This is a genomic window from Klebsiella sp. 2019SCSN059 (assembly GCF_021739525.1).
Lineage (GTDB): Bacteria > Pseudomonadota > Gammaproteobacteria > Enterobacterales > Enterobacteriaceae > Klebsiella > Klebsiella quasipneumoniae.
This window is the reverse complement of the sequence record NZ_JAKKOM010000021.1, coordinates 19,725-46,175: the sequence shown is the minus strand read 5'-3', so window position 1 is coordinate 46,175 and position 26,451 is coordinate 19,725. Positions and strand designations below refer to the sequence as shown.

General features: G+C 57.8%; 27 protein-coding genes. 12 read left to right on the top strand and 15 right to left on the bottom strand.

Annotated features, from left to right (window positions below):
* Positions 1 to 10: 10 nt before the first annotated feature.
* The 5 genes from L2I46_RS19515 to rhaM all read left to right on the top strand — a co-directional run bounded on the left by L2I46_RS19515 (position 11) and on the right by rhaM (position 5,147).
* A complete protein-coding gene (locus L2I46_RS19515) occupies positions 11 to 1,522 on the top strand; it encodes a sugar ABC transporter ATP-binding protein (protein ID WP_236948156.1) in 1,512 nt (503 codons plus the stop codon).
* A complete protein-coding gene (locus tag L2I46_RS19510) occupies positions 1,519 to 2,526 on the top strand; it encodes an ABC transporter permease (RefSeq protein ID WP_236948155.1) in 1,008 nt (335 codons plus the stop codon). The genes L2I46_RS19515 and L2I46_RS19510 overlap by 4 nt, the downstream gene beginning before the upstream one ends.
* Positions 2,523 to 3,527: an ABC transporter permease gene (locus tag L2I46_RS19505; RefSeq protein ID WP_032454468.1), complete on the top strand. Its 1,005-nt coding sequence runs from the start codon at positions 2,523 to 2,525 to the stop codon at positions 3,525 to 3,527. The genes L2I46_RS19510 and L2I46_RS19505 overlap by 4 nt, the downstream gene beginning before the upstream one ends.
* A 160-nt stretch (positions 3,528 to 3,687) precedes the next feature.
* On the top strand, positions 3,688 to 4,836 hold the full coding sequence (gene fucO, locus L2I46_RS19500) for a lactaldehyde reductase (RefSeq protein ID WP_102002000.1): 1,149 nt from the start codon (positions 3,688 to 3,690) through the stop codon (positions 4,834 to 4,836).
* Positions 4,833 to 5,147 carry an L-rhamnose mutarotase gene (gene rhaM / locus L2I46_RS19495; RefSeq protein WP_205425092.1) on the top strand — a complete coding sequence of 105 codons (315 nt, stop codon included), beginning with the start codon at positions 4,833 to 4,835 and terminating at the stop codon, positions 5,145 to 5,147. The genes fucO and rhaM overlap by 4 nt, the downstream gene beginning before the upstream one ends.
* A gap of 122 nt (positions 5,148 to 5,269) precedes the next feature.
* Here the strand turns inward: rhaM and L2I46_RS19490 are convergent, their stop codons facing one another.
* The 5 genes from L2I46_RS19490 to L2I46_RS19470 form a co-directional block, all read right to left on the bottom strand.
* A complete protein-coding gene (locus L2I46_RS19490) occupies positions 5,270 to 5,863 on the bottom strand; it encodes a maltose acetyltransferase domain-containing protein (protein WP_236948154.1) in 594 nt (197 codons plus the stop codon).
* A 51-nt stretch (positions 5,864 to 5,914) separates the two neighbouring features.
* Positions 5,915 to 7,180: an MFS transporter gene (locus tag L2I46_RS19485; RefSeq protein ID WP_023291509.1), complete on the bottom strand. Its 1,266-nt coding sequence runs from the start codon at positions 7,178 to 7,180 to the stop codon at positions 5,915 to 5,917.
* A gap of 41 nt (positions 7,181 to 7,221) precedes the next feature.
* Positions 7,222 to 9,345 (bottom strand): alpha-galactosidase, encoded by a 2,124-nt coding sequence (locus L2I46_RS19480; protein ID WP_105491364.1) that lies wholly within the window; start codon positions 9,343 to 9,345, stop codon positions 7,222 to 7,224.
* A gap of 114 nt (positions 9,346 to 9,459) precedes the next feature.
* Positions 9,460 to 10,455 carry a substrate-binding domain-containing protein gene (locus L2I46_RS19475; RefSeq protein ID WP_032454463.1) on the bottom strand — a complete coding sequence of 332 codons (996 nt, stop codon included), beginning with the start codon at positions 10,453 to 10,455 and terminating at the stop codon, positions 9,460 to 9,462.
* A gap of 90 nt (positions 10,456 to 10,545) precedes the next feature.
* Positions 10,546 to 11,094 (bottom strand): helix-turn-helix domain-containing protein, encoded by a 549-nt coding sequence (locus L2I46_RS19470; RefSeq protein WP_102003198.1) that lies wholly within the window; start codon positions 11,092 to 11,094, stop codon positions 10,546 to 10,548.
* 100 nt (positions 11,095 to 11,194) lie between these two features.
* Here L2I46_RS19470 and L2I46_RS19465 point away from each other — a divergent pair, with 100 nt between their 5' ends.
* Positions 11,195 to 11,854: an AzlC family ABC transporter permease gene (locus L2I46_RS19465; protein ID WP_065806158.1), complete on the top strand. Its 660-nt coding sequence runs from the start codon at positions 11,195 to 11,197 to the stop codon at positions 11,852 to 11,854.
* Positions 11,854 to 12,177, top strand: coding sequence for an AzlD domain-containing protein (locus L2I46_RS19460; protein WP_008807893.1), 324 nt, complete (start codon positions 11,854 to 11,856; stop codon positions 12,175 to 12,177). Before L2I46_RS19465 ends, L2I46_RS19460 begins: the two co-directional genes overlap by 1 nt.
* Here the strand turns inward: L2I46_RS19460 and L2I46_RS19455 are convergent.
* From L2I46_RS19455 to fdhD, 9 genes are all read right to left on the bottom strand, one after another.
* Positions 12,174 to 12,767, bottom strand: a complete 594-nt coding sequence (locus L2I46_RS19455) for an AAA family ATPase (RefSeq protein WP_032454460.1) — start codon at positions 12,765 to 12,767, stop codon at positions 12,174 to 12,176. The two genes, L2I46_RS19460 and L2I46_RS19455, sit on opposite strands and share 4 nt — an antisense overlap.
* Complete coding sequence (locus L2I46_RS19450; protein WP_004203645.1) at positions 12,764 to 13,201, bottom strand: PTS sugar transporter subunit IIA; 438 nt, start codon at positions 13,199 to 13,201, stop codon at positions 12,764 to 12,766. The genes L2I46_RS19455 and L2I46_RS19450 overlap by 4 nt, the downstream gene beginning before the upstream one ends.
* 9 nt (positions 13,202 to 13,210) lie before the next feature.
* Complete coding sequence (locus L2I46_RS19445; protein WP_017899833.1) at positions 13,211 to 13,480, bottom strand: hypothetical protein; 270 nt, start codon at positions 13,478 to 13,480, stop codon at positions 13,211 to 13,213.
* Positions 13,481 to 13,539: 59 nt separating this feature from the next.
* Complete coding sequence (locus L2I46_RS19440) at positions 13,540 to 14,382, bottom strand: class II fructose-bisphosphate aldolase (protein WP_032429032.1); 843 nt, start codon at positions 14,380 to 14,382, stop codon at positions 13,540 to 13,542.
* Positions 14,369 to 15,736, bottom strand: a complete 1,368-nt coding sequence (locus L2I46_RS19435; RefSeq protein ID WP_004203642.1) for a PTS sugar transporter subunit IIC — start codon at positions 15,734 to 15,736, stop codon at positions 14,369 to 14,371. The genes L2I46_RS19440 and L2I46_RS19435 overlap by 14 nt, the downstream gene beginning before the upstream one ends.
* Complete coding sequence (locus L2I46_RS19430; RefSeq protein WP_004203640.1) at positions 15,729 to 16,043, bottom strand: PTS sugar transporter subunit IIB; 315 nt, start codon at positions 16,041 to 16,043, stop codon at positions 15,729 to 15,731. The genes L2I46_RS19435 and L2I46_RS19430 overlap by 8 nt, the downstream gene beginning before the upstream one ends.
* Before the next feature lie 11 nt (positions 16,044 to 16,054).
* Complete coding sequence (locus tag L2I46_RS19425; RefSeq protein WP_032454459.1) at positions 16,055 to 17,035, bottom strand: 6-phosphofructokinase; 981 nt, start codon at positions 17,033 to 17,035, stop codon at positions 16,055 to 16,057.
* A 389-nt stretch (positions 17,036 to 17,424) separates the two neighbouring features.
* Positions 17,425 to 17,637, bottom strand: a complete 213-nt coding sequence (locus L2I46_RS19420; protein ID WP_023291501.1) for a YdgH/BhsA/McbA-like domain containing protein — start codon at positions 17,635 to 17,637, stop codon at positions 17,425 to 17,427.
* 128 nt (positions 17,638 to 17,765) lie between these two features.
* Positions 17,766 to 18,602: a formate dehydrogenase accessory sulfurtransferase FdhD gene (gene fdhD, locus L2I46_RS19415; RefSeq protein WP_121936489.1), complete on the bottom strand. Its 837-nt coding sequence runs from the start codon at positions 18,600 to 18,602 to the stop codon at positions 17,766 to 17,768.
* Positions 18,603 to 18,758: 156 nt separating this feature from the next.
* On the opposite strand from fdhD, the gene fdnG reads away from it, so the two are divergent.
* The 5 genes from fdnG to L2I46_RS19390 all read left to right on the top strand — a co-directional run bounded on the left by fdnG (position 18,759) and on the right by L2I46_RS19390 (position 25,477).
* Positions 18,759 to 21,809 (top strand): formate dehydrogenase-N subunit alpha, encoded by a 3,051-nt coding sequence (gene fdnG / locus L2I46_RS19410; RefSeq protein WP_089849836.1) that lies wholly within the window; start codon positions 18,759 to 18,761, stop codon positions 21,807 to 21,809.
* Between the two features lie 12 nt (positions 21,810 to 21,821).
* Positions 21,822 to 22,724 (top strand): formate dehydrogenase subunit beta, encoded by a 903-nt coding sequence (fdxH, locus tag L2I46_RS19405; protein WP_002882822.1) that lies wholly within the window; start codon positions 21,822 to 21,824, stop codon positions 22,722 to 22,724.
* Positions 22,721 to 23,356, top strand: a complete 636-nt coding sequence (gene fdoI / locus L2I46_RS19400; protein ID WP_004203632.1) for a formate dehydrogenase cytochrome b556 subunit — start codon at positions 22,721 to 22,723, stop codon at positions 23,354 to 23,356. The genes fdxH and fdoI overlap by 4 nt, the downstream gene beginning before the upstream one ends.
* On the top strand, positions 23,353 to 24,282 hold the full coding sequence (gene fdhE, locus L2I46_RS19395; RefSeq protein WP_004203631.1) for a formate dehydrogenase accessory protein FdhE: 930 nt from the start codon (positions 23,353 to 23,355) through the stop codon (positions 24,280 to 24,282). Before fdoI ends, fdhE begins: the two co-directional genes overlap by 4 nt.
* Before the next feature lie 277 nt (positions 24,283 to 24,559).
* Complete coding sequence (locus L2I46_RS19390) at positions 24,560 to 25,477, top strand: alpha/beta hydrolase (RefSeq protein ID WP_236948153.1); 918 nt, start codon at positions 24,560 to 24,562, stop codon at positions 25,475 to 25,477.
* 10 nt (positions 25,478 to 25,487) lie between these two features.
* Here the strand turns inward: L2I46_RS19390 and fabY are convergent, their stop codons facing one another.
* The gene (fabY, locus tag L2I46_RS19385; protein WP_004178031.1) at positions 25,488 to 26,429 is read right to left on the bottom strand and encodes a fatty acid biosynthesis protein FabY; all 942 of its coding nucleotides are present in this window, start codon (positions 26,427 to 26,429) and stop codon (positions 25,488 to 25,490) included.
* Positions 26,430 to 26,451 lie beyond the last annotated feature (22 nt).

The window sequence follows — 26,451 nt, the reverse complement described above, 5'->3', positions numbered from 1 at the left end:
GAGAACTATCATGTCAGCATCAACGCCACTGCTGTCGCTGAAGGGCATCACCAAGATTTTTCCCGGTGTGCGTGCCCTTGAGAACGTACAGCTTGATCTCTGGCCCGGCAAAGTGACCACCTTAATCGGCGAAAACGGCGCGGGGAAATCTACGCTGGTCAAAGTGATGACCGGTATTTATCAGCCCGAAGAGGGTGAGATCCTCTATAAAGCGATCCCCATTCATCTGCCGACGCCGGAATCGGCGCACAAGGTGGGGATCACCGCCATTCACCAGGAAACCGTGCTGTTTGACGAACTCTCGGTCAGCGAAAACATTTTCGTCGGCCAGTATCTGTATAAGGGGCTGTTCAAAACGCTCGACTGGCCCGCGATGCATCGCCGGGCTGGCGAGATCCTCGCCCGGCTTGAAGTTCTGATCGACCCGCGCGCCACGCTGAAAACGCTCAGCATCGCCCAACGACACATGGTGGCGATTGCCCGGGCGCTGGCTTTCGACGCCCAGGTGGTGATCCTGGATGAGCCGACCGCCGCGCTCTCGCAACATGAAATTCTGGAGTTTTATCAGATCGTTGAGCGTCTGAAGCAGGACGGCAAAGCGATCCTGTTTATCTCGCATAAGTTCGATGAAATTTTCGAGCTGGCCGACTATTACACCATCCTGCGCGATGGCGTGTACGTGAGCTCCGGGGCAATGAGCGATATCACCGAAGAGCGGATGGTGGCGATGATGGTGGGCCGGGCGATTACCCAAACCTACCCGAAAGTTGACTGTACCCCAGGGGAAACGGTGCTGGAGGTGCAAGACCTCTGTCACCCCACCGAGTTTGCCCATATCAGCTTCAGCCTGCGCAAGGGAGAAATTCTCGGCTTTTACGGCCTGGTGGGCGCCGGACGCACCGAGCTGATGCAGGCGCTCTCCGGCGTAACGCATCCCTCCTCCGGCGAGATCCGGCTGAACGGCAGCCCCATGCGCTTTCGCCAGCCCGCCGACGCCATCCGCGCGGGCATCGTCTGCGTACCGGAAGAGCGGCAGAAACAGGGGGCGATCATCGCCCTGCCCATCGCCCAAAACATCAGTCTGCCGCAGCTCAGTAAGCTCAACCCTAACGGCGTCCTGAACGACGCCCGGGAATGGCGGCTGGCGGACGAGTACGCCTCGCGCCTGCAGGTTAAAGCCTTCAGCTGGCGGCAGCCGGTGGAGACCCTCTCCGGCGGCAACCAGCAGAAAGTGGTGATCGGCAAATGGCTGGCGACCCATCCCGAGGTGATTATCCTCGACGAGCCGACCAAAGGCATCGATATCGGCTCAAAAGCCGCCGTGCATCAGTTTATGTCCGAGCTGGTCAGCCAGGGGCTGGCGGTGATGATGGTCTCGTCAGAGTTGCCGGAAGTGATGGGCATGGCCGACCGGATTATCGTGATGCACGAAGGGCTGATGGTCGCCGAGTACCGGGCCGGAGAAGCGACGGCGGAAACCATCGTCAGCGCCGCCAGCGGCATTGGCCAGGAGGCAGCATGATGGGACACGCATGGCTGAAGCATCGCGAAGCGCTGCTGGCGGTGGTCATCATTTTGATGATCGGCGCCATTGGCAGCCGGGTGCCATCGTTCGTTTCACCGGGCAATCTGGTGGAGATGTTTAACGATACCGCCATCCTTATCATCCTCGCCCTCGGGCAGATGATGGTGCTGCTCACCAAAGGCATCGATCTGTCGATGGCCGCCAACCTGGCGCTGACCGGGATGATCGTCGCCCTGCTTAACGCCCACTATCCGGGTATTCCGGTGGTGGCGCTGCTGGCGCTGGCAACCCTGCTGGGCCTGCTGATGGGGATGATTAACGGCCTGCTGGTCTGGCGCCTCGGCATTCCCGCCATCGTGGTGACCCTGGGCACCATGAGTATCTATCGCGGCATTATCTTTCTGCTGACCGACGGCGGCTGGGTTAACTCACATCAGATGAGCGCTGATTTCCTCAGTCTGCCGCGCAGCGCCCTCCTGGGATTGCCGCTGCTGAGCTGGTGCGCCATCGCCGCGCTGCTGCTGGTGGGTTATTTCCTGCGCTACAGCCGCACCGGCCGGGCTTTATACACCGCAGGCGGCAACGCGACGGCGGCGTACTACACCGGTATTAACGCCGGGAAAATGCAGTTCGTCAGCTTCTGTCTCTCCGGCGCGCTGGCCGGCTTCTGCGGCTATCTGTGGATCTCGCGCTTCGCCGTCGCCTATGTCGACGTAGCGAACGGCTTTGAACTGCAGGTGGTCGCCGCCTGCGTGATCGGCGGTATCAGCACCATGGGCGGAAGCGGACGGGTGCTGGGCTGCCTGTGCGGCGCGCTGTTCCTCGGCGTCATCAATAATGCCCTGCCGGTGATCGGCATCTCGCCGTTCTGGCAAATGGCGATTTCCGGGGCGGTGATCGTCATGGCGGTGCTGCTTAACGAGCGCGGCAATCGCGGTCACGGGCGGTTAATCCTGCGTAACGCGGCGCTAGCCCGGCAGAAACAGGGGGTGAAATCATGAGCAAGATGATGGTATCTGAAGAGATGAAAAACGCCCCGGCCGCGCCGTCGCCGCTGCGCCGCCTGCTGTGCTGGGAAGGGTTTTTACTGGCGGTCACCCTGGCGGTATTTATCGGCAACGCCCTGGCTTCCCCTTATTTCCTTAATATCTGGAACCTGTCGGACGCCACCTTCACCTTTACCGAGAAGGCGATCGTCGTCCTGCCGATGGCGATGCTGATTATCGCCCGGGAAATCGATCTGTCGGTAGCCTCGACGATGGCGCTCAGCTCAACGGTGATGGGCTTCTGCGCGGCGGCGGGGATGGATACGCCGCTGCTGGTATTGGTCGGGTTGGGGGTGGGTCTGCTGTGCGGCCTGTTCAACGGTATCCTGGTGACGCGTTTTAACCTGTCGTCGATCGTGATCACCATCGGCACCATGAGCCTGTATCGCGGCATCACCTATATCCTGCTGGGCGATCAGGCGCTCAACCACTACCCGGAGAGCTTTGCCTGGTTCGGCCAGGGGTACGTGTGGGGCGCGCTCTCTTTTGAATTTGCGTTGTTTATCCTCCTCGCGGCCGCCTTCACCTTCCTGCTGCATAAAACCAACTTTGGTCGCCGGACCTACGCCATCGGCAATAACCCGACCGGCGCCTGGTACTCCGGGATCAACGTGAAGCGCCATAACCTGGCGCTGTTCGCGCTGGTCGGGCTGATGGCCGGACTGGCGGCGGTCCTGCTGACCTCACGGCTCGGCAGTACCCGCCCTACCCTGGCGATGGGCTGGGAGCTGGCGGTTGTCACCATGGCGGTGCTCGGCGGCGTCAATATTCTCGGCGGCTCCGGCAGCATGCCCGGGGTGATCATCGCCGCCTTTCTGATGGGGCTGGTGACCTTCGGCCTGAGCCTGCTCAACGTCCCCGGCATCGTGATGTCGGTGATTATCGGCGCGATGCTGATCGTGGTTATCTCCCTGCCGATTATGACCCGGCGGATGCTGCAGCGAAGACGATGTTAATTTCCCCTTCACCCTAAATCCCGGAGGCGGTGCTACGCACCTGTCCTGGCTACCGGCCTGCAGACGCCAGTGAACCTGTAGCCCGGGTAAGGCGCCAGCCGCGACTCGGGAGCGGGTGAAGGGAAACGGATTTCCCAAATCAACATTAAGGAGAATTATCATGAGTTTTATGTTGGCACTACCTAAAATCAGCCTCCACGGCGCAGGCGCTATCGGCGATATGGTCAAGCTGGTAGCGGGTAAACAGTGGGGCAAGGCGCTGATCGTCACCGACGGGCAGCTGGTGAAGCTGGGCCTGCTGGACAGTCTGTTTTCCGCGCTGGATGAACAGCAGATGGCATATCAGCTGTTTGACGACGTGTTCCCCAACCCTACCGAAGCGTTGGTGCAGCAAGGCTATGCGGCGTACCAGGCGGCCCGCTGCGATTACCTGATCGCCTTCGGCGGCGGCAGCCCGATTGATACCGCCAAGGCGATAAAAATCCTCACCGCCAACCCTGGCCCCTCCATAGCCTATTCCGGCGTCGGCAAAGTGAAAAACGCTGGCGTGCCGCTGGTGGCCATCAACACCACTGCCGGCACGGCGGCGGAGATGACCAGCAACGCAGTGATTATCGATAGCGAGCGTCAGGTAAAAGAGGTGATTATCGACCCGAACCTGATCCCGGATATCGCCGTCGACGACGCCAGCGTGATGCTCGACATCCCGCCAGCCGTTACCGCCGCCACCGGCATGGACGCCCTGACCCACGCCATCGAGGCCTTTGTCTCCGTTGGCGCCCATCCCCTGACCGACGCCAACGCCCTCGAGGCCATCCGCCTGATCAACCTGTGGCTGCCGAAAGCGGTAGACGATGGACACGATCTGCAGGCCCGCGAGCAGATGGCGTTTGGCCAGTATCTGGCGGGCATGGCGTTCAACAGCGCCGGCCTCGGGCTGGTACACGCCCTGGCCCATCAGCCTGGCGCCACCCACAACCTGCCGCACGGGGTGTGCAACGCCATCCTGCTGCCGATCATCGAAAACTTTAACCGCCCGAACGCCGTGGCGCGCTTCGCCCGCGTGGCGCAGGCGATGGGTGTCGATACCCGCGGCATGAGCGATGAAGCCGCCAGCATGGAGGCCATCAACGCCATTCGCGCGCTGAGCAAACGCGTGGGGATCCCCCAGGGCTTCAGCCAGCTTGGCGTCAGCAAAGCCGATATCGAAGGCTGGCTGGACAAAGCGCTGGCCGACCCGTGCGCGCCATGTAACCCGCGCCCCGCCAGCCGCGATGAGGTCCGCGAGCTCTATCTGGAGGCATTATGATCCGTAAAGCCTTTGTCATGCAGGTGAACCCCGACGCGCACGAGGAGTACCAGCGCCGTCATAACCCCATCTGGCCGGAGCTGGAGGCTACGCTGAAAGCCCACGGCGCGCACCACTACGCCATCTATCTCGATAAAGAACGCCACCTGCTGTTCGCCACGGTGGAGATTGAATCCGAAGCGCGCTGGAACGCCGTCGCCGGGACCGAGGTATGCCAGCGCTGGTGGCAGCATATGCGTGATGTGATGCCTGCCAATCCGGACAACAGTCCGGTGAGCGCGGAGCTTAAAGAGGTGTTTTATCTGGCGTGAACCCCCACGACGCCGGAGAGTACCTTCCCCGGCCTCCCGCCATGCGTGCTGGAGGCCGTTTCAACGGCGGTAATGCAAAACAGGGGACACGACCCTTTGCGCTCCCCTGTTTCTCTCGCCCATCATCCGTGAAAAAGTACGTATTTGTCTTTATCCGCATCGGTAATTTCTCTTAATACCCGGCAAGGTACGCCTGCGGCAACCACATTCGCCGGTATGGAGCGATTGACCACACTGCCCGCGCCTATGACTGAATTCTGGCCAATCGTTACCCCGGGATTAATAATCACCCCCGTGCCTAACCAAACCCCATCTTCAATCACCACCGGTAATGAAAACTGTTGATGCGTATGGCGCAGCGCGGGGTGGATGGGATGCCCGGCGGTGGAGATAGTGACATTTGGCGCAAACATGACGTTATTGCCGATGATAATGTCCGCATCGTCGACCAGCGTGAGGTTAAAATTGGCATAAAAATTATCACCAATCGTCGTATGGATCCCATAGGCAATATTGATCGGCGGCTCTATCCAGCATTGTTCGCCGACTTTCGCGAACATGCGCTGAATAATATCGTTGCGCAATTCCTGATTAAACGGATGCGAATGATTATATTCATAGGCCCGCGCTTTACCCATCAGCCGCTGCTCCGGCAAGCCATATCCTGCATCCAGGTAAAGCTCACCGCTGTTCATACGTTTTTTCATATCCATCATGACCTCTTCCTTCTCTGTCAGGCACCACCCTGTGCCACGGAATGTTGATAATTAAACGGTCATCGCATTATCGCGCAGCGGCTCAGTTTTCGTCTTACCCGCTAACGTAAACGCCGATATTAAAGTGACGGTGAGGGCAATACCGCCGAGGATCATATAGGTCTCCTGGAAACCGATCCGATCATACATATTGCCGGCGAAGGCGGAGAGGAAGATCGCCGCCACCTGCTTGGCGAACTGGAAGCCCACCAGGTAAATGGTCGCCGACAGCCGGACGTCAAACACGCCGGTAATATATTTAAAGGCGCCCACCAGCAGGAACGGCACCTCCAGAGCATGGAGCATTTTCAGCGCCACCACTTCCGCGGCGGTGGTGGCGAAGGAAGAGCCAATCATTCTTGCCGCCATCACCATCCCGGCAATCAGCAAGGTATTCTTCGCCCCGATGCGGTTAATAATCCACGGCGAGCTGAACATAATGATGGCGTTACAAATTTCTCCCGCGGTGGTGGCGAAACCAAAGGCACGGGTGCCTGCTTCCGGGGTCGCGAAGAACGATTTGAAGAAGGTGGCGAACTGCTGATCGAAAACGTCATACACGCAGGCTACGCCGATGACGTACAGAATAAACATCCACATCTTCCGCTGGCGGAACATGCGCACCGCCGTTTTTAAATCGATCGCCGGGCGATTGGCGCCGAGCGAGTCCATTACCTGCGCGGACTGACTGGCCTGCGGTTTGGCGATAGCCACCAGCACCACCAGCAGCAGCGCGGCGGCCGAGCCCATCCAGAACACCCACTCCGGGTTAACGCTGAACAGCATCCCCGCCGTGGTGGCGCACAGCGCCCAGCCCAGGCAACCAAAGGTGCGCGCCTTGCCGTATTCAAACCCGCTGTTGCGGCTTACCCGTTCGATATAGGCCTCCATCGCGCCGGCGCCGGCGGAGAACACAAAGCCAATGTAAGCGCCGCCGCTCAACGCCCCGAGCCAGATATTGGTTTTCAGCAGCGGAGCGAAAACATAAAGGAAGAAGGGAGCAATCAGCACCAGCAAAACGGTCACGATCCACATCAGGTGTTTTTTCAGCCCCAGCTTGTCAGAGATCACCCCGAGGATCGGCTGGAAACAGATGGCGAACAGCGACAGGCTGGAGAAAACGAGGCCGGTTTCGGTTTTATTCAGGCCGATGACGTCCGACAGCCAGATCGGCAGAAACGGAAAGCAGGTGGCCATGATGAAGAAGTAGAGAAAGAAGAACAGCCCGAAAATCCAGAAGTTGGGGTTGTTTTTGTGGGTACAGACGGTCGGGTTCATTATATTTTCCTCAAGAAGGGCCGCGGCGCGGCCCGGTACCATCACACGCGTTGCAGGCCAATCAGAATGGCGCTTTCCGGGTCGAGGATGGGCAGCGCCAACCCCGCCTGCTGTAGCCACTCACCGCTTACGGTCTGCGGCATCGTCATCCATGCCGGCAGCTTCCGCATGGTGTGGCCGCCCTCGCCGGTAATCTGTATGTTCGGATGATCGAGGAGCGTCACCTGATAGCGGGCGCTCGCCTCCAGCCCTGCCAGGCGCAGCGGCGCCATCAGGGTGTAGTCCGGCATCGCCAGCTGACTGACGAGGAAAATCGCCTGCGCTTTATCCGGGCTGACGACGCCATGGGCAAGGGTGGTGGCATCCGGCATATCCATCCGCCACTGCACGCCGTGATGGATCACGTCGCGCCACTGCTTATGCAGGGCCGCGTATTTCCGGTAACCGGCGCGTTCTTCTTCATCGGCGCTCACCGGATCCAGCTCAAGCCCCATATGACCGAACAGCGCCGTCAGGCCGCGGAAGGCGATACTGTGCTGGCGGAAGGTGGCATGACAGTGGCGATTACCGATGTGCGCGCCCATCACCTCCGGCGGGAAGAAGTAGCTCATGCCGCGCTGGATGGTATTGCGTTCAAGGGCGTCATTGTTGTCAGAAGCCCAGAAGCGATGGCTGCGCTTGAGGACTTCATAATCGATACGACCGCCGCCGGAGGAGCAGGATTCAAATTCAATATGCGGGAAGCGGGCCACCAGCGTATCGAGCAGGCGATAGAACTGGCGGGTTTGCGCATCGGCGGCAGCTTTACCGTTATGCCCGGGCTGTACCAGCTCGCGGTTCATATCCCACTTCACATAATCCACCGCGTGCTCGCCCAGCAGCCAGCTCATCCGCTCCAGCAGATAATCAAAAGCTTCCGGAATATTCAGGTTCAGGACAAACTGATGACGCCCGGGAAGCGGCGTATAGCCCGGCAGCGCCAGCAGCCAGTCGGGATGGGCGCGGTAGAGATCGGAGTTCGGGTTAATCATCTCAGGCTCCACCCAGATGCCGAACTCCATCCCCAGCGACTTCACGTGGTCGATAACCGGCGTCAGGCCGTGGGGATATTTGTCCTCATCGAGATACCAGTCGCCGAGCGCCGCCCAGTCGTCGTTGCGACCTTTAAACCAGCCGTCGTCAATGATAAAACGCTCCACGCCCAGCGCCGCTGCTTCATCCGCCATGCGCATGATGTAGTCCGGATCGTGGTCGAAATAGATCCCCTCCCAGGTGTTGAGATGCACCGGGCGCGGCTTGTTGCCCGGGAAGCGAATAATCCGTTCGCGCAGATAACGATGGAACTGCTGGCTCATACCGTTCAGCCCGTGCGCCGAGTAGCTGGCATACAGGTACGGCGTCCATAAGGTTTCCCCTTCCGCCAGCGCCATTTCGCCAGGCAGATAGAGCGCCTCGGCCTGCAGATAGCGGCGGCCATCGGTTTTCACCTCCGCCCGCAGGCGATGGTTGCCGCTCCAGCCCAGATGCACGCCCCAGACTTCACCCTGCATCTCGCTAAAGGCGTGGCTGCCGGTGATCAAGGCCGGGAAATGTTCGTGAGAGGTACGCCCGCGGCGGTTCTCCAGCACAAAGCTGTCGTGTTCAAGGAGCAGACGATGGGGCTGGAATTCGCGGATCCAGCGGCCGTGAAAAGCCATTACCTCGCGAGCGCGTTCGGCGACCGGCAGCGTGACCGCCAGGCGATCCACCTGCCATGGGCTGGCGCGCAAATTGGTCACGCCATGGCGCACGCTCAGCACGCCGCTGCTATCAAGCTGGATTTCACTGCACAACCGCAGGCCGGCCTGCGGGTCTTCGCTGACCAGGGTCAGCGTCTGGCCCTCGTGCCGCACTTCGCTGGTGGCGAAAATCGGCGAGGCATCCAGCCCCTGGCGATGGCCTTCAATGCCCGGAGCGCCAAACAGACCATGGCCCAGCTCCGCCATTAAGGTGACCGGGGAATCGACGTCGAGGCGGCCATTGGCGACCGGCCGCGTCAGGCTGTCGGCATCCTGCGGCGAAAAGTGGCTTAAATGCGGCCCCCAGTAGATAATTTCGGCGAAAGGGTGGGTTTTGATCACCACGTCAGCCGTTGCGCTTTGCAGGCGTATAATCGAATCAGACATTAGACATCTCCACTTCAAGGAATGCCTTACTGTTGATCCGAAACGTTTCGGAGACCAACCAAAACGTTTCGGATCCGTGATCGAGTTCAGGAAATTAATCTGTGGAGAGCGGTATCAGGCGGTTTCGCCGGGGATGAATTCGGGCTGCCAGAGCACCTGGAGCGAGGCCAGATCCTCGCCGGCGATTAAGCGGCGGACCATCGTGGCTATCTGGCGTCCCACCCCCTGTCGGGTGGACTGAACCACTGCGCCTACCGGGGTGTCGATGATGCTGTCCTGCGGCAAACCGTCGTAGACCACCAGTGAGACGCGATCGGCGCCGGTAAGACGCCCGAGCTGAGCCAGGGCCATCGCCGCGCCGTCGCCATGGGTGTTGCAGTCGGTGACAATCGCCGTTGGCGGTTCAGGCAAGCGCAGCAGCTCCATCGTTGCCTGAAACCCGCCGCGGCGGGTGGGCGGCACGCTGCGCAGCCAGGTTTCCGCCAGGCCCGCTTCGCGCAGGGCTTCCAGGTAACCGTTGCGCCGTTGGGTAATAAACGCCTGATTATTATTTTCACTCAGCAGCGCGATGCGCCGATGCCCCTGGCTAATCAGATGGCGGGTGGCGCGGTAGGTGCCCGCCTGGTTATCGAAATCAAACCAGGCGTAGGGCTGCGGCAGGCGGCTACGGCCCAGCGCGAGGAAAGGAAAGCCGGAAGAGAGCAGCTGAATCAGGCGCGGGTCGTCGTCCAGGGTATGCGCGACGATCAGCGCATCGACGCGACGGCTCTGCACCATGCGCATATACCCGTGCTTATCGGCCTGTTCATCATCGGCGATCAGCAGTAAATCAATCTCATAGCGCGCCAGTTCGTGGCTGATTTCTCCCACCATTTCGAGAAAGACGTTGTTATTCAGCGGCGCGGGGCGCACCGGGAACACGAGGCCAACGGCGTCGATTTTGCCCATTTTCAGGCGACGCGCGAACGTGTTTGGCCGATATCCGCGACGCTGCGCTTCAGCCTCGACGCGAGCACGGGTCTCCTGCGACACATCATCATAGCCGTTTAACGCGCGGCTGACGGTCGTAACCGAGATCCCAAGTTCTTTAGCAATGGCTTTCAGCGACATAGGTATGCCTGTCTTCGCGGAAGAATGCGGCTAGTGTCCCGCAATACGGCTATGGCGTCCAGCGAGAGCGCGACGCCCGCCGGTGCGATATCAGTTTTGCTCAGCGATCAGCAGCGCCTGCGTATCCGGCTCCAGGGCCTGAAACACATGCTCCTGATCCGCCGGGTAGCAGATATAGTCGCCCTCGCCGAGCTCTTCCGGCGCCGACGTCAATCCTGCCCGCGCGCGCCCCTGAGTGACGATAATATGTTCCACTGACCCTGGCGGATGCGGATGCGAAATGCGGTCGGCGCCGGGCTGGGTGAGCAGCAAATAGATGTCCCGACGTGCGCCGGGCGGGCAGGCGGCCAGCAAAATAGCCTGATAGTTCGCCTGCTCCGCCACCACTTTTGTCCCCTCGCCGCGGCGGATCACCTGCGTTTTGTTCACCTGCGGCTCAAGCAGCCGGGCAAATGGAATATCCAGCGCCACGCAGAGCGACCACAGCGTTTCCAGACTAGGATTACCGTTGCCGGACTCCAGTTGCGATAGCGTGGATTTGGCGATACCCGCCCGACGCGCGACTTCCGCCAGCGAAAGCCCGGTCCGCGCCCGCTCCCGCACCAGGCTTTTGGCGATAACGCTGATTGGCTGTGTCATACCCGCCCCTTTGTTTTTTATATCGAACGATTCGTTCGCCTTGAAAAACGATTATTATGTGTTCATTATAATGGAAATACGTTCGATATGGCTAAGTGATATGAAACAAACTCTCTCCAGTCTCAGCGGAGACACGATAAAAGCGATTGCTTTAGTTTGCCTCGCCGTCGGGGTGGTGGGCATGTCCTATGGGTCGCTGGCGGTGGCTTACGGCTTCCCCTTATGGGTGCCGCTCGTGCTTTCGGTGTCCGTGCTGGCGGGCGCCTCTGAATTTATGTTTATCGGCATTGTCGCCAGCGGCGGTAGCCCACTTGCCGCCGCCGCCGCTGGCCTGTTAGTCAACGCGCGTCATATCCCTTTCGGGGTGACCGTGCGCGAACTGGTGGGTCGGCGCGCCTTAAGCTTTATCGGGTGCCACATTATGAACGACGAGAGCGTGGTCTTTGGCTTGTCGCAGCCCACCCCCGCGCAGCGCAAAGCGGCCTACTGGCTGTGCGGCGCCGGCGTGGCGCTGATCTGGCCTTTGGGTACGCTCACCGGCGCGGCCGTCGGCAAACTGCTGCCGGCGCCGGAGACCATCGGGCTCGATGCGGTCTTCCCGGCAATCCTGCTGGCGCTGGTGATCCCGGCCTTTAAAAACCGTACCACGCTGATCCGCGCCGCCAGCGGCGCCGCGCTGGCGCTTGCCGCCGTGCCGTTTGCGCCTACCGGGCTGCCGGTGCTGCTCTCGCTGTTTGGTTTACTGTCGAGGAAAAAATAATGGGCAATATGACGCTGTTTATCGCCGGTATCGCCATCCTGTCGCTGGGAACCTATCTGATGCGTCTTGGCGGCGCGAAGCTTGGTAATCGGCTGGCCTTTTCCGAGCGCTCGCAGGCGCTGCTTTCCGATGCGGCGACGGTGCTGCTTTTTTCCGTCGCCCTGGCCACCACTTTCTATGAAGGCGCGCATTTCGCCGGCATGGCGCGCGTTCTGGGCGTTGCAGTCGCCGTGTTCCTCGCCTGGCGCAAGGTGCCGCTGATCGGCGTAATTATCGCCGCGGCGGTGGTGACGGCGCTGCTGCGGCTGGCGGGTATGCCCTAGGACGGGTATGCGAAATTCGCCAGGGCGGTGCGTTGTCCGCTAATTGTGCCTTCAAGCCAGTGAATAACCGGCGTTATCTCCAGCGGGCGCCGCTGGTCTATCGTCAGAAGGGGCCCTAAAGACATGGGCTGCGCACGCCCGGCCAGCTGGGCCAGCTCCGGCAGATACTCTTCGCCGGGGTGGCCCGGCGACCGCGTCGCCAGCCGCGAGGCATAGCGCGCGACCGCCAGCTCGGGGGAGATATGGTTCCAGATCTCAATCACCTGCTCCACGCCCGCCTGCTGCAGCAATTTTTGCAAGGTCTCCCGGGGCTGGAAGCCGAACCAGGCGTCGATCAACCAGACCATGCTGGCAGGCGATGCGCCGACAATCGACCAGATCACCTCATACGCCGCACAGCCCAGTTGGCGATTCATTGGCCGGTCGACCGGGGCCAGACGCGCCATAAAAGGCTCTTTGATGCCGTCGATCGTCAATACCGGCAGGCTGAAGGTCTCCGCCAGCAAACGGGTGATGGTACTCTTCCCCGAAGCCGGAATGCCGTTGATTAAAATAGCCGTTTTGCAGACTGGGGTCAGATGTCTGTTCATAGTAATGCGACAACCTCCTCCCGGCTGCGGGCCATCCGCAGTTTGGCCATCGTGTCATTGTTATCCAGCAGCGCGACGATGGAGCGGATCCCCTCCTCGATATGCGCATTGCTATCCCGGGCGCCAAACATAATGACGATGTCGGCCTTTTCACTGTCTGCAAAGGGAATCGGCTTTTCCAACAGCACCAGGCTAAAGCAGTTGCGTCTGACGCCGCACTCGGGTCGGGCATGGGGGATAGCAATACCTTCATCGAAAACGTAATAGGCGCCATGGTTCAGGGTATTGTCGATCACCGCCTGGCTATATTCGGTCGAAATAAAGCCTTTTGCCTCCAGCGGGCGGGCAGCCAGCTTTATTACCCGCTGCCAGTCGGACTCCACAACGCCAACCTGAATGGCATCGGCCTCAATAAGCAGTTCTTTTATGGTCATTCTGTATTCCTAAATATTGCGGCGAATAATATTGCGTAAATTATCAATCTGCAGAAACAGCGTATCAATATCCTGCCGGTGGGTGGTGCTTTTGGCATATATGGATAGCGCCCGGTTGTAAGTCAGCATCAATGTTTTTTGCACCTCGCTATTGCCAGGCTGGCGCTGTAGTTCGCCTTCCAGCCTGGCAATCTCCTCCGCCAACTGACGGGACTGTTGATCATAATCCTGCAGCGGGGTTTGCTCTTTTTTCCACAACGTTTTCAATGATTCAAACATAGCAAGTTCCCTCCCTGGCGGAAGACAGGGCAACGAAATAGAGAGTGACGGAGAAAACGTTATTTAAATAACGCCATTTTTTCCATTAAGACATCAGTGACAGCCTGGTTGGCAGGAATTAAGAATTTCCGTACGCTGTCATTCACTTTCCCTTTCTCAAACGTCGTTTTACAGCGGTCAACCCACTGCACGTTCATTTCCGTCCCGACGTTCACTTTATTAATCCCTTCGGTGACGGCCAGCCGCATATCCTCATCGCTGACGCCGGTACCGCCGTGCAGCACCAGCGGCACGCCGGTCGCCGCGCTAATCTGTTTCAGCCGCTGGTGCTGTATCTGCGCTTTACCGGTGTAGAGGCCATGCACAGTGCCCACCGAGACGGCCAGCATATCGACCTGGGTCTCCTCCACAAAGCGTTTCGCGTCTTCGACGGTGGTAAAACAGATATCTTCCGCCGCCACCGCTTTTCCATCCTCTGACCCGCCGATCGCCCCCAGTTCGCCTTCTACCGTAATATTGCGCGGGCGGGCCATCTCCACCACTATTCGCGTATTACCGATATTTTCCTCAAGGCTTAAATGTGAGCCGTCGTACATCACCGACGAAAAGCCCGCGTTCATTGCCGTCTCGATGGCCTTAATATCTGAGCAGTGGTCAAGATGCAGACAGGTTGGAATATTTTCACTGTCCGCTAATGAACGCACGGCGTCGACCAGCAAACGATAGCCGAGGTACTCCGCGGTCCCGGTTGAAATTTGGATCATTAACGGGCTGTGGCTGTTTTGCGCGGCTTTGAAAAATGCCGGTAGCATCTCAATACAGTGCAAGTTAAACGAGCCAATCGCTTTAAAATTTCTCTCTTGGGCGATTTTTAAAATCTCATTGAAATTATACAGACTCATGAACATTTTCCCCTTTCGGCTTAGCGGATTTCCCGTTGACAAACCATGCCAGTGCGGCGACAAACACAATAAATAAGGCGACAAAGAGCCAGTTATTCTGGAAGGCGTGGCCTAATACCAGACCCGAGCTGATGACGTCAGAGTCGCTGAAGGTGACGCCCGTAAAGCCGTAACTCTCCAGCATGGGCACCAGAATGGCCGGCAGAAACGTGATAAACAGACCGTGAATAACCCCGCCGATCATTGCCCCGCGGCGTCCGCCCAGCGCGTTGCCAAATACCCCTGCCGTGCCGCCGGCGAAAAAGTTGGTTAACAGCCCGGGGAGGATCATCGCCAGACCGAACATAGGGAAGACCAGCATGCCGATAATCGAGCCGACGGTCGTCGCCAGAAATCCGACAATCACCGCATTCGGCGCATAAGGAAACAGTACCGGGCAATCGAGAGCCGGCTTCGCATCCGGGACAATACGCATCGCGATACCGCGAAAGGCCGGCACCAGCTCATTGAGCAATAAACGCACGCCGCTATAGAGGACAAAAACCCCGGCGACAAACTGAATGGACTGCATAAAGGCATACATCAGGTAGTTAATCCCGCCGGAGAACTGCGCGATGTACTGCGGGCCCGCCGCGATAGCCGGGATGAGATACATCGGCACCATCACCACCGCCATGGCCAGATAGGTATCCTGCAGAAACTTAAAGTTATCAGGCAGCTCGAGATCTTCCGTGGAGCGGGAACCTTTGCCGACGACCTTCGCGACGGCGGCCTGCACCAGATAACCGATGGTACAGAAGTGCCCCAGGGCTACGTCGTCAGACCCGGTTATGCGCCTGACCACCGGCTGCGCCAGGGCCGGCATTAACACCGCCATCACGCCGCCGAAGATGCCCCCGGTTAAAATCAGCGGTACGCCGGTGAGCCCGGATTTATAGCCAATCACGGCGCCGATCGTCGCCATCCACAGCAGCGCCTGACCGGTCAGGAAAATATATTTTAGCGGCGTCAGACGGGCGATAATAATATTGACGGCAAAGATCACCAGCAGCGTCAGCGCCACTTCCGAACCTAATTCACGATTCGCTAACCCGGCGATGGCGGCCACATCGGTAATGTAGCCCTTCATGCCAAACCCCTGGGTGAAGATATCGTTGAGGAAGGTTAGCGTGGCGACAATGATGTTGATCCCGGCCATCATAATTAAGAAGCCGAGCAGCGTTTTAAACGTCCCTTCCGCGGTTTTGCCCGGGGATTTCTTTTGCAGGATCAGGCCAAGCATGGCAATAAAAGCAATAAGAATAGATGCCTGACCAAGTAAATCCTTAACGATAAACGCAACGAAGCTATTCATAATCAGCCACCTTCAGATGACGTTCTTTTAAGAATGCGACGATTTTGGTTTCAATTTCCTCTTTATCCGTAAGTTTATTGAGCACCACGACGCGTTTAATTTCCTCTTCAGTGGCATCGGCAGTTAAGATGTCGGCAAAGGTTTTTTGCGTCAAAATCATATCCGATTTAAAGGCTCCGGCTTCGGATACGGTGGTGTGTTCAATATGAGCGGGAATTTCCAGCTTTTTTAAAACTGCCTTCGCCGTCATTTCAATGGCAAAGCTTGAACCGAGGCCGCAGCCACATACGCATAAAATTTTCAGCATGGAGGGTCTCCTCAAATAATATTGAGTTGCTTGGCAAGTTTATAATGATGTCCTTCAGTATCGACCAGACGTTTTTTCATACTGACTAAATCAATCGGAATAGGTTTATTACTGGAATTAATTATTATGGCTTTATTTTTCATACCTGACTGAATACAGCGAACCACCTCACTGGCCATAATGGTGCCCTGATAAATCTCTTCACAGGTCGGTTCACCGCTGCGTAAGCCATAGCCGACAATCGTTTTACGGATACGGACGCCAATTTGCGGTTCCAGCTGTTTGATCATGGTATCAATCGCACCCTGAAAGCCGGGAGAGTACTCTTTGGTGTAGCCTTCTGAGCAGAGGATAACGACGCTGTTCTGCATGCTCAGCTTCCGGGTAATCCGTTCCGCAAGCATGGCCAGCGGCATCTGCGCCTCCGGAATCAGGGCAATATCCGCATTGCATTTAATGGCGGACTGTAACGTTAGTTCTCCACAATAACCTCCTAATATCTCAACCATAAAAACCCGCCCCGGCAGCGCTCTTCCGGTATTTCTTAAACGGGAGACTTCTTTAATAATCTGCTCGCAGGCCGTGGAAAAACCAATCGTATAATCACTGCCATACACATCATTATCGATAGTCATTCCCACGCCAAAGCAATTAATATCAAATTCACTTAGGGTATTGAGAAACTGCAGGCTGCCATCCCCCCCGGCCATAATAAGCACATCAATACGCAACGATTTAAGTTTTTTAGCAATCATTTCATATTCGCTGCGCTGCAGTTTGCGACTGGTGCGTCCGGAGGTAATGATCGGCACAGCGGTAATAGAGAAATCAACCAGATCGCGCCACGCGATATCCTGATGATTTTTCTCCAGCAGACCAGGAATACCGCCATTAAACAGGGTGATCTCGGCATCAGCCTGCCTGGCAATCTGGAATATAAAATTATTCATTCCCGAAACATCCCCGCCGCTAATAACGATGCCAATTTTCATGACGCTTCCTCGCTCATTTGCCTGACGACATTTTTCCCTGACTGCAAGACTTCTATTTGCAATGGAGATCACATAATGCGTATTAAATTAGGTCCGTGAATAGTTGACAGGAGTGATATCACGCTTATTTTTGTGATAAACATCTCATTAAAAGAGAGTGATCTTCATCGCTTTCTGGTTTTAATATCTTTATATTTCATAGCGTTAAAACATCGAGATATTCAGCATTGAAGATGTTTCTTTTGCGGTAATAATGGGGATTTAAGAAAAGAACGGAAACGTGAGTACTGCCACATTTTTTTCGCGGCGGTGGGAAATAGTGGCTGTTTTTTGCCAAAGCGGAAACAAAAAAAGCGCCCTGAGGCGCTCTTTCGACAGTAGCGTTACGCTTATTTGTTCAGTTCCGCAGTCATATGCACGCGGTTGCCGGTAAACGCTTCGGTAATTTTGTAAGACGAAGCGCCTGCTGCCTGGGCCTGTGCGGCGATTTTCGCTTCCGCGCCGTCCATCGTTGTCGCGGTAGCGGTGACGGTTTCAGCAGCGAAGGAAGCAAAAGAGGCGGCCATAGCGATTACTGCGACAAAAGTTTTGATGCTTTTCATGATATAAACCCTTTCATTTAGTTGTTTAGATAAGGCGTTGTGCCTTGATGTATTAAATAGTAGCCCGCACATCACCAAACAAAAAGCGGAAGGATTTGCTGTCATTGTTCAAATTTACTGATCAACTTTTAACCCGCATTCAAACGCTGCGGGTGGGTGTAGATCGTCGCCCTGCCCGGCTTGCAAAAGCCCACCAGCGTCAGGTTGCAGCGCTCGGCGACTTCCACCGCTAAGGTGGTAGCTGCTGATACCGCGAACAGGATCTCGACGCCGCACATCGCGGCTTTCTGCACCATTTCATAGCTGGCGCGGCTGGATACCAGCGCGGCGCCAGGCAGCCAGCCCTCGCCGATTTCCGCCCGCCGGCCGAGCAGTTTATCCAGCGCCACATGCCGGCCGACGTCTTCAAAACCGCCCGCCAGTTCGCCCGTCGACCGGACCCAGGCGGCCGCGTGGGTGCAGCCGGTGAGTCGGCCGATCGGTTGAAAGTCGTTAAGATGCGCCAGAGCCTGGTCGAGGTTGGCGAGATCGAACGTCTGGGTGAACGGCAGCGGCTGGACCGGCTTACCAATATCATTGAGCTGCTCTACGCCGCATACCCCGCAGCCGGTGCGCCCGGCCAGCGCGCGACGCCGGGCTTTGAGCCCCATAAAACGCCGGCTGGAGAGTTCAATCTGCACTTCAAGGCCGTTGCACATCGACACCACGTCCATACCGAAAATCTCCCGCCGATGCTCAATAATCCCTTCGGATAAGGAGAAGCCGACGGCGAATTGCTCGAGGTCTTTCGGCGTGGCCATCATCACTACGTGGGAGATACCGTTGTAGACCAGCGCGATGGGGACCTCTTCCGCTAAGTCATCTGGCTGAGGGTGTTGCAGTTCCTCGCGCTTCCAGAGGGAGACCTGGCGATATCCTGTGATGTTCGTCACATTTTCGATTTGTTCGAGAGGCTTCTTGTTCACTTTGCTTTAACCGTATTGGAACAGGCATACACACAATGTGGTATTCTGTTTTTATCCCTTCAGGAATGAGGGAAATATGCCCTAATTCTGAACCTTTGCGGCCTTCACCGCAAAGCAAATAACTACATGTGACAATGTCGAAACAAGGAGCGAACCATGCAGGTCAGCAGAAGGCAGTTCTTTAAGATCTGCGCTGGCGGTATGGCGGGAACCACGGCAGCAGCGCTGGGCTTTGCCCCGGCAACTGCGCTCGCGGAGACACGGCAGTACAAATTGCTGCGCACACGCGAAACCCGTAACACCTGCACATACTGTTCTGTCGGCTGTGGGCTGTTGATGTATAGCCTCGGCGACGGCGCAAAAAACGCCAAAGCATCCATTTTCCATATCGAAGGCGATCCGGATCATCCGGTTAACCGTGGTGCGCTCTGCCCGAAAGGGGCCGGTCTGGTGGACTTTATCCATTCTGAAAGCCGCCTGAAATTCCCGGAATATCGCGCGCCAGGCTCCGATAAATGGCAGCAAATCAGCTGGGACGAAGCGTTCGATCGCATCGCGAAGCTGATGAAAGAGGACCGCGACGCCAACTTTATCGCGCAAAACGACGCCGGCACCACCGTCAACCGCTGGTTGACCACCGGGATGCTGTGCGCCTCCGCTTCCAGTAACGAAACCGGCTATTTAACGCAAAAATTCACCCGCGCCCTCGGGATGCTGGCGGTGGATAACCAGGCGCGTGTCTGACACGGACCAACGGTAGCAAGTCTTGCTCCAACATTTGGTCGCGGTGCGATGACCAACCACTGGGTGGATATTAAGAACGCCAACCTGGTCGTGGTGATGGGCGGTAACGCCGCTGAAGCGCATCCGGTGGGATTCCGCTGGGCGATGGAAGCCAAAATCCATAACGGTGCCAAACTCATCGTTATCGATCCGCGCTTCACGCGTACAGCGTCGGTGGCTGATTTCTATACCCCGATTCGTTCCGGTACCGACATTACCTTCCTGTCGGGCGTGATCCTGTACCTGCTGAATAACGAAAAATTCAACCGCGAATACACCGAAGCCTACACCAACGCCAGCCTGATCGTGCGTGAGGACTACAGCTTCGACGACGGGCTGTTCAGCGGCTATAACGCAGAAAAACGCCAGTACGACAAAACCAGCTGGAACTATGAGCTGGACGAAAACGGCTTCGCCAAACGCGATACCACGCTGCAACATCCGCGCTGCGTCTGGAACCTGCTGAAGCAGCACGTTTCCCGTTATACCCCGGATGTGGTCGAAAACATCTGCGGTACGCCGAAGGCCGACTTCCTCAAAGTCTGTGAATACATTGCCGAAACCAGCGCGCCGGATAAAACCGCGTCGTTCCTGTACGCTCTCGGCTGGACCCAGCACTCCATCGGCGCGCAGAACATCCGCACCATGGCGATGATCCAGCTGCTGCTCGGCAACATGGGGATGGCAGGCGGCGGCGTCAACGCCCTGCGCGGCCACTCCAATATCCAGGGTCTGACCGACCTCGGCCTGCTCTCTACCAGCCTGCCGGGCTACATGTCGCTGCCTAACGAAAAACAGGCCGACCTGCAGACCTACCTGACGGCTAACACGCCGAAGCCGCTGCTGAAAGACCAGGTCAACTACTGGGGCAACTATCCGAAGTTTTTCGTCTCCATGATGAAAGCCTTCTTCGGCGATAAAGCGACAGCAGAAAACAGCTGGGGCTTTGACTGGCTGCCGAAGTGGGATAAGAGCTACGACGTTCTGCAGTACTTCGAGATGATGAATCAGGGCAAAGTGAATGGCTATATTTGCCAGGGCTTTAACCCGGTCGCCTCGTTCCCGAACAAAAACAAGGTCGTCGCTTCCCTGTCGAAGCTGAAGTTCCTCGTGACCATCGACCCGCTCAATACCGAAACGTCCACCTTCTGGCAAAACCACGGTGAGTCGAACGATGTTGACCCGTCGAAAATCCAGACCGAAGTGTTTCGTCTGCCGTCCACCTGCTTCGCCGAAGAGAACGGGTCTATCGTCAACTCCGGCCGCTGGCTGCAGTGGCACTGGAAAGGCGCGGACGCCCCGGGGATCGCTGTCACCGATGGCGAAATCCTCGCCGGTATCTTCACTCGCCTGCGTAAGATGTATGCCGAAGAGGGTGGCCCGGCGCCAGAGCCAGTGCTCAACATGACGTGGAATTACTCCACACCGCATGAGCCGGCGTCGGAAGAAGTGGCGATGGAAAGCAACGGTAAAGCGCTGGCGGATATTACCGACCCGGCGACCGGCGCGGTGATCGTCAAGAAAGGGCAGCAGCTGAGCTCCTTCGCACAGCTACGCGACGACGGCACGACCTCCAGCGGCTGCTGGATCTTCGCCGGAAGCTGGACGCCGGAAGGCAACCAGATGGCGCGCCGCGATAACGCCGATCCGTCCGGTCTGGGCAATACGCTGGGCTGGGCCTGGGCATGGCCGCTCAACCGCCGCATCCTGTATAACCGCGCCTCCGCGGACCCACAGGGTAAACCGTGGGATCCTAAACGTCAGTTGCTGAAGTGGGACGGCGCGAAATGGGGCGGCGTGGATATTCCGGACTACAGCGCCGCCGCGCCTGGCAGCGACGTCGGTCCGTTTATCATGCAGCCGGAAGGGATGGGCCGTCTGTTCGCTATCGATAAGATGGCGGAAGGACCGTTCCCGGAACACTACGAGCCGTTTGAAACGCCGCTCGGGACTAACCCGCTGCACCCGAACGTGGTCTCTAACCCGGCCGCTCGCGTCTTCAAAGGCGATCTCGAGCAGATGGGCAAAGCGGAGAAATTCCCGTACGTCGGCACCACTTACCGCCTGACCGAACACTTCCACTACTGGACCAAGCACGCGCTGCTTAACGCCATCGCGCAGCCGGAGCAGTTTGTGGAGATCGGTGAAAAACTGGCGAATAAGCTTGGCATCAGCCATGGCGATACCGTCAAGGTCTCCTCCAACCGCGGCTACATCAAGGCCAAGGCGGTGGTGACCAAACGTATTCGCACGCTGAAAGTGGACGGTAAGGATATCGATACCATCGGCATTCCTATTCACTGGGGCTATGAGGGCGTGGCGAAAAAAGGCTTTATTGCCAATACCCTGACGCCGTTCGTCGGTGATGCGAACACGCAGACGCCGGAGTTCAAAGCTTTCCTCGTGAACGTGGAAAAGGTGTAACGGAGACGACTTATGGCTTATCAATCGCAAGATATTATTCGTCGTTCCGCGACTAACGGTTTCACCCCCGCGCCTCAGGCGCGGGACCACCAGCAGGAGGTGGCGAAGCTTATCGACGTCACCACCTGTATCGGCTGCAAAGCCTGTCAGGTGGCTTGCTCCGAATGGAACGATATTCGTGATGAAGTCGGTCACAACGTCGGGGTGTATGACAACCCGGCGGACCTGACCGCCAAGTCATGGACGGTAATGCGCTTCTCGGAAGTGGAGCAAAACGACAAGCTGGAATGGCTCATCCGCAAAGATGGCTGCATGCACTGCGCCGATCCGGGCTGCCTGAAGGCCTGCCCGTCAGAAGGCGCGATCATTCAGTACGCCAACGGCATCGTCGATTTCCAGTCCGAGCAGTGCATCGGCTGCGGTTACTGTATCGCCGGCTGTCCTTTCGATGTGCCGCGTCTGAACCCGGAAGACAACCGCGTCTACAAATGTACCCTGTGCGTAGACCGCGTCACCGTCGGCCAGGAACCGGCCTGCGTGAAAACCTGCCCAACCGGCGCCATCCACTTTGGCTCCAAAGAGGATATGAAAACGCTGGCCGGCGAGCGCGTGGCTGAGCTGAAAACCCGCGGTTACGACAATGCGGGCCTGTACGATCCGGCCGGCGTCGGCGGCACCCACGTCATGTACGTGCTGCACCATGCCGACAAGCCGAATCTGTACCACGGCCTGCCGGAAAACCCGGAGATCAGCCAGACCGTCAAGTTCTGGAAAGGCATCTGGAAACCGCTGGCGGCCGTCGGCTTCGCCGCGACCTTCGCAGCCAGTATCTTCCACTACGTCGGCGTCGGTCCGAACCGCGCGGAAGAGGAAGAGGACAACCTGCATGAAGAGAAAGACGAGGTGCGCAAATGAAACGACGTGACACCATCGTGCGCTACACGGCGCCGGAACGCATCAACCACTGGGTCACCGCCTTCTGCTTCATCCTGGCGGCGGTAAGCGGGTTAGGCTTTTTCTTCCCGTCCTTTAACTGGCTGATGCATATCCTCGGCACGCCGCAGCTGGCGCGAATTCTCCACCCATTCGTCGGGGTGGTGATGTTCGCGTCGTTCATCATCATGTTTTTCCGTTACTGGCACCACAACCTAATCAATCGGGATGATATCTTTTGGGCGAAGAATATTCGTAAGATCGTCGTCAACGAGGAGGTAGGCGATACCGGGCGCTATAACTTCGGCCAGAAATGCGTATTCTGGGCGGCGATTATCTTCCTGGTACTGCTGCTGGTGAGCGGTGTGATCATCTGGCGTCCGTATTTTGCGCCGGCTTTCTCAATCCCGGTGATCCGATTTGCGCTGATGCTGCATTCATTTGCCGCAGTGGCGTTAATTGTGGTTATCATGGTGCATATCTACGCCGCCCTCTGGGTGAAAGGCACCATTACCGCGATGGTGGAAGGCTGGGTCACCAGTACGTGGGCGAAGAAACATCACCCGCGCTGGTACCGAGAGGTCCGCCAGAAACAGGAAAAGTCATCTGAATGAGTATTCGCATAATCCCGCAAGACGAGCTGGGTTCGAGCGAGAAACGCACGGCGGAAGCCATTCCGCCGCTACTGTTCCCCAGACTGAAAAATTTGTATAACCGCCGCGCTGAACGCCTGCGCGAGCTGGCCGCCAACAACCCGCTGGGCGATTATCTGCGCTTTGCCGCGCTGATCGCCCATGCCCAGGAAGTGGTGCTGTACGACCATCCGCTGCAGATGGATCTCACCGCCCGCATTAAAGCGGCCAGCGAACAGGGCAAGCCGCCGCTGGATATCCACGTCCTGCCGCGCGACAAACACTGGCATAAGCTGCTGCACTCGCTGATTGCCGAGCTGAAGCCGGAGATGAGCGGCCCGGCGCTGGCGGTGATTGAGAATCTGGAAAAAGCCTCTGAGCAGGAGCTGGAGCAGATGGCCAGCGCGCTGTTTGCTTCCGACTTCGCCTCGGTCAGCAGCGATAAAGCGCCGTTCATCTGGGCCGCGCTGTCGCTCTACTGGGCGCAGATGGCCAGCCTGATCCCCGGAAAAGCGCGCGCCGAATACGGCGAACAGCGCCAGTTCTGCCCGGTGTGCGGCTCGATGCCGGTCTCCAGCATCGTGCAGATCGGTACCACCCAGGGGCTGCGCTATCTGCACTGCAATCTGTGCGAAACCGAGTGGCACGTGGTACGCGTCAAATGTAGCAATTGCGAACAGAGCCGCGATCTGCACTACTGGTCACTGGACAACGAGCAGGCTGCGGTGAAAGCTGAAAGCTGTGGCGACTGCGGAACCTACCTGAAGATTATGTATCAGGAGAAGGATCCGAAAGTCGAAGCCGTCGCCGACGATTTGGCATCCCTGGTGCTCGACGCCCGCATGGAGCAGGAAGGCTTCGCCAGAAGCTCAATAAACCCGTTCATGTTCCCCGGCGAAGGGGAGTAAGTTCTCATCAAACCGGGAAGCACTTGCGACCCGGTCTTTCAATGCGTTTCTATAAAGCTCATCTTGCTACGCCATTGGCTTACAGTAATCGAATCAGGCTCGTACAGCTACCAGTCACACATTACAAGTCCCAAACCGCAGTATCCAGCACCTCGGCCGGCGTACACGCATTTTTGCGAGCCGCTTTCCAGAACGTAAAGGCGATCTCATCAAGTCTGTCTTTTCGCCACAATCCAGGCTATAACACTGGATATTAAAACAGTATAAGGAACTTCACATGGCGCTGGAAAAAGGAATTGCTTCGCTGGTTGAGGCGTTTATTGCGGCAGAGCGTCCGTCATCACGCGATCAACATATTGATGATCGGAGAGCCGGCTATATCGCCAGCGCGGTGCTCGCCGGGGAGATGGAAACGAGAGTGCGGGTGGAGGATATCACGCTGGAGGGGATGAACTTCCGCATCGTTTCACCGCCCACCGCCAACGGCTTGTTGCCGACACTTATCTACTACCACGGCGGCTGTTTTGTCAGCGGCGGCTTTGCCACCCACGACAATCAGCTCCGTCAGCTAGCCTGGTTCAGCGGCTGCCGGGTGATCGCCGTGCAGTACCGCCTGGCGCCGGAGCATACCTTTCCGGCAGCGCACGATGACGCAGAACAAGGTGTCATGATTATCCACCGACACGCGGAGCAGCTTGGCGTTGACGCATCACGCATCACCCTGGCTGGCGACAGCGCCGGCGGGCACCTCGCTCTGGTAACGGCCCTGCGCCTGAAAGCGAATACGGCGTGGCAACCCGCGCAACTGATTCTGATTTATCCCATGCTTGACCCCACCGCCAGCATGGCGAGCTACGTCAGCAACGGCGCTGACTATGTGATTATCCGGGACACGCTGCTGAGCGGCTATGAAATGTACCTCGCCTCGACGCCGGCGAACCATCCGGATGCCAGTCCGCTCTGGCGCGACGATTTTCACGGTCTGCCGCCGGTGCATATTCTGACGGCGGAGTTCGATCCTTTACGCGACGAGGGCGAAGCGCTGCATCGAAGGCTGATGGCGCAAGGGGCGGAGAGTTCCTGTCAGCGCTATCTGGGGGTGATCCACGGCTTCTTTCAGCTGGGGGGGATCAGCCGCGCCGCGCGAGAGGCCATGCGGGATATCGCCTGGCGCGTAGCATCGCCAGGACGATAACCGCCCGGGGCTACTCTTCCTCGTTGCCGCCCTCTTCGTAAGAACCAAAGGGCTTCGCCGGCAGCACGATGTAGATCCCCTCGAATACGGCGCCCTGTTTATCGTCGCCAAAAAGCTCCACCTGCATTTGCACGCGGGCTTTACGCCCACGCGCCAGACGGTCAAGATCGCCGCTCAGAGAACCGAGGTCGGCAATGGCGCTGGGGCGGCCGCTAATGGGCTGACTGTAGCGGATGTGCGCATCCGCCAGAATGATGGTACCCCCCAGATGCCGCTCGCGCAGCATCAGCCAGATAAGCCCCCATCCGGTTAAGGTGGCGAGCGAGAACAAGCTGCCGGCAAACAGCGTGTGGTGCGGATTCTGATTCCCCGCTTCCGGCATGGTAGTAATAAATTTCTGCCCGGTGTACTGCTGAATGCGCACGCCCATCTTTTCACTCAGCGGGATATGCTGATACCACGCCTGCTGTAGCTGCGCGCACCAGTCGCCGCGGTGGAGAATATCGTCCAGCGACGCGACCGGTTTAATCATCAGGAAATGACGGATCGGCGTGGTGGTCGGGGTAGTAATCTCCCCCTGATTGACAAAGCCGAGCTTGGCGAAAAACTCCACCGCATCTTCGCGAGCGCTACAGGTGACCCGCTTAACCCCTTCCTGACGCGCGACGGACTCGAGGGTCATCGCCATCAGCGTACCCAGCCCTTTATCCTGCACCGAGGGATGAACGGCCATAAAGCGAATGGAAGCTTCATTCTCCGCATTGATATATAGCCGGCCGACGGCCACCAGGTTGCCCTCTTCATCCACCACCATCTGATGATGCGCCATCGCATCCCAGGCGTCACGTTCCGAACCCTTAGGCTGATGCAGCGGCTTACGCAGCATTTCCCAACGGAACTGATAGTAGCTCTCTAACTCTTCTGCTGTTTGCGGTACACGAAGGTGATACATAGTCGTACTCTCTTTTGTTACC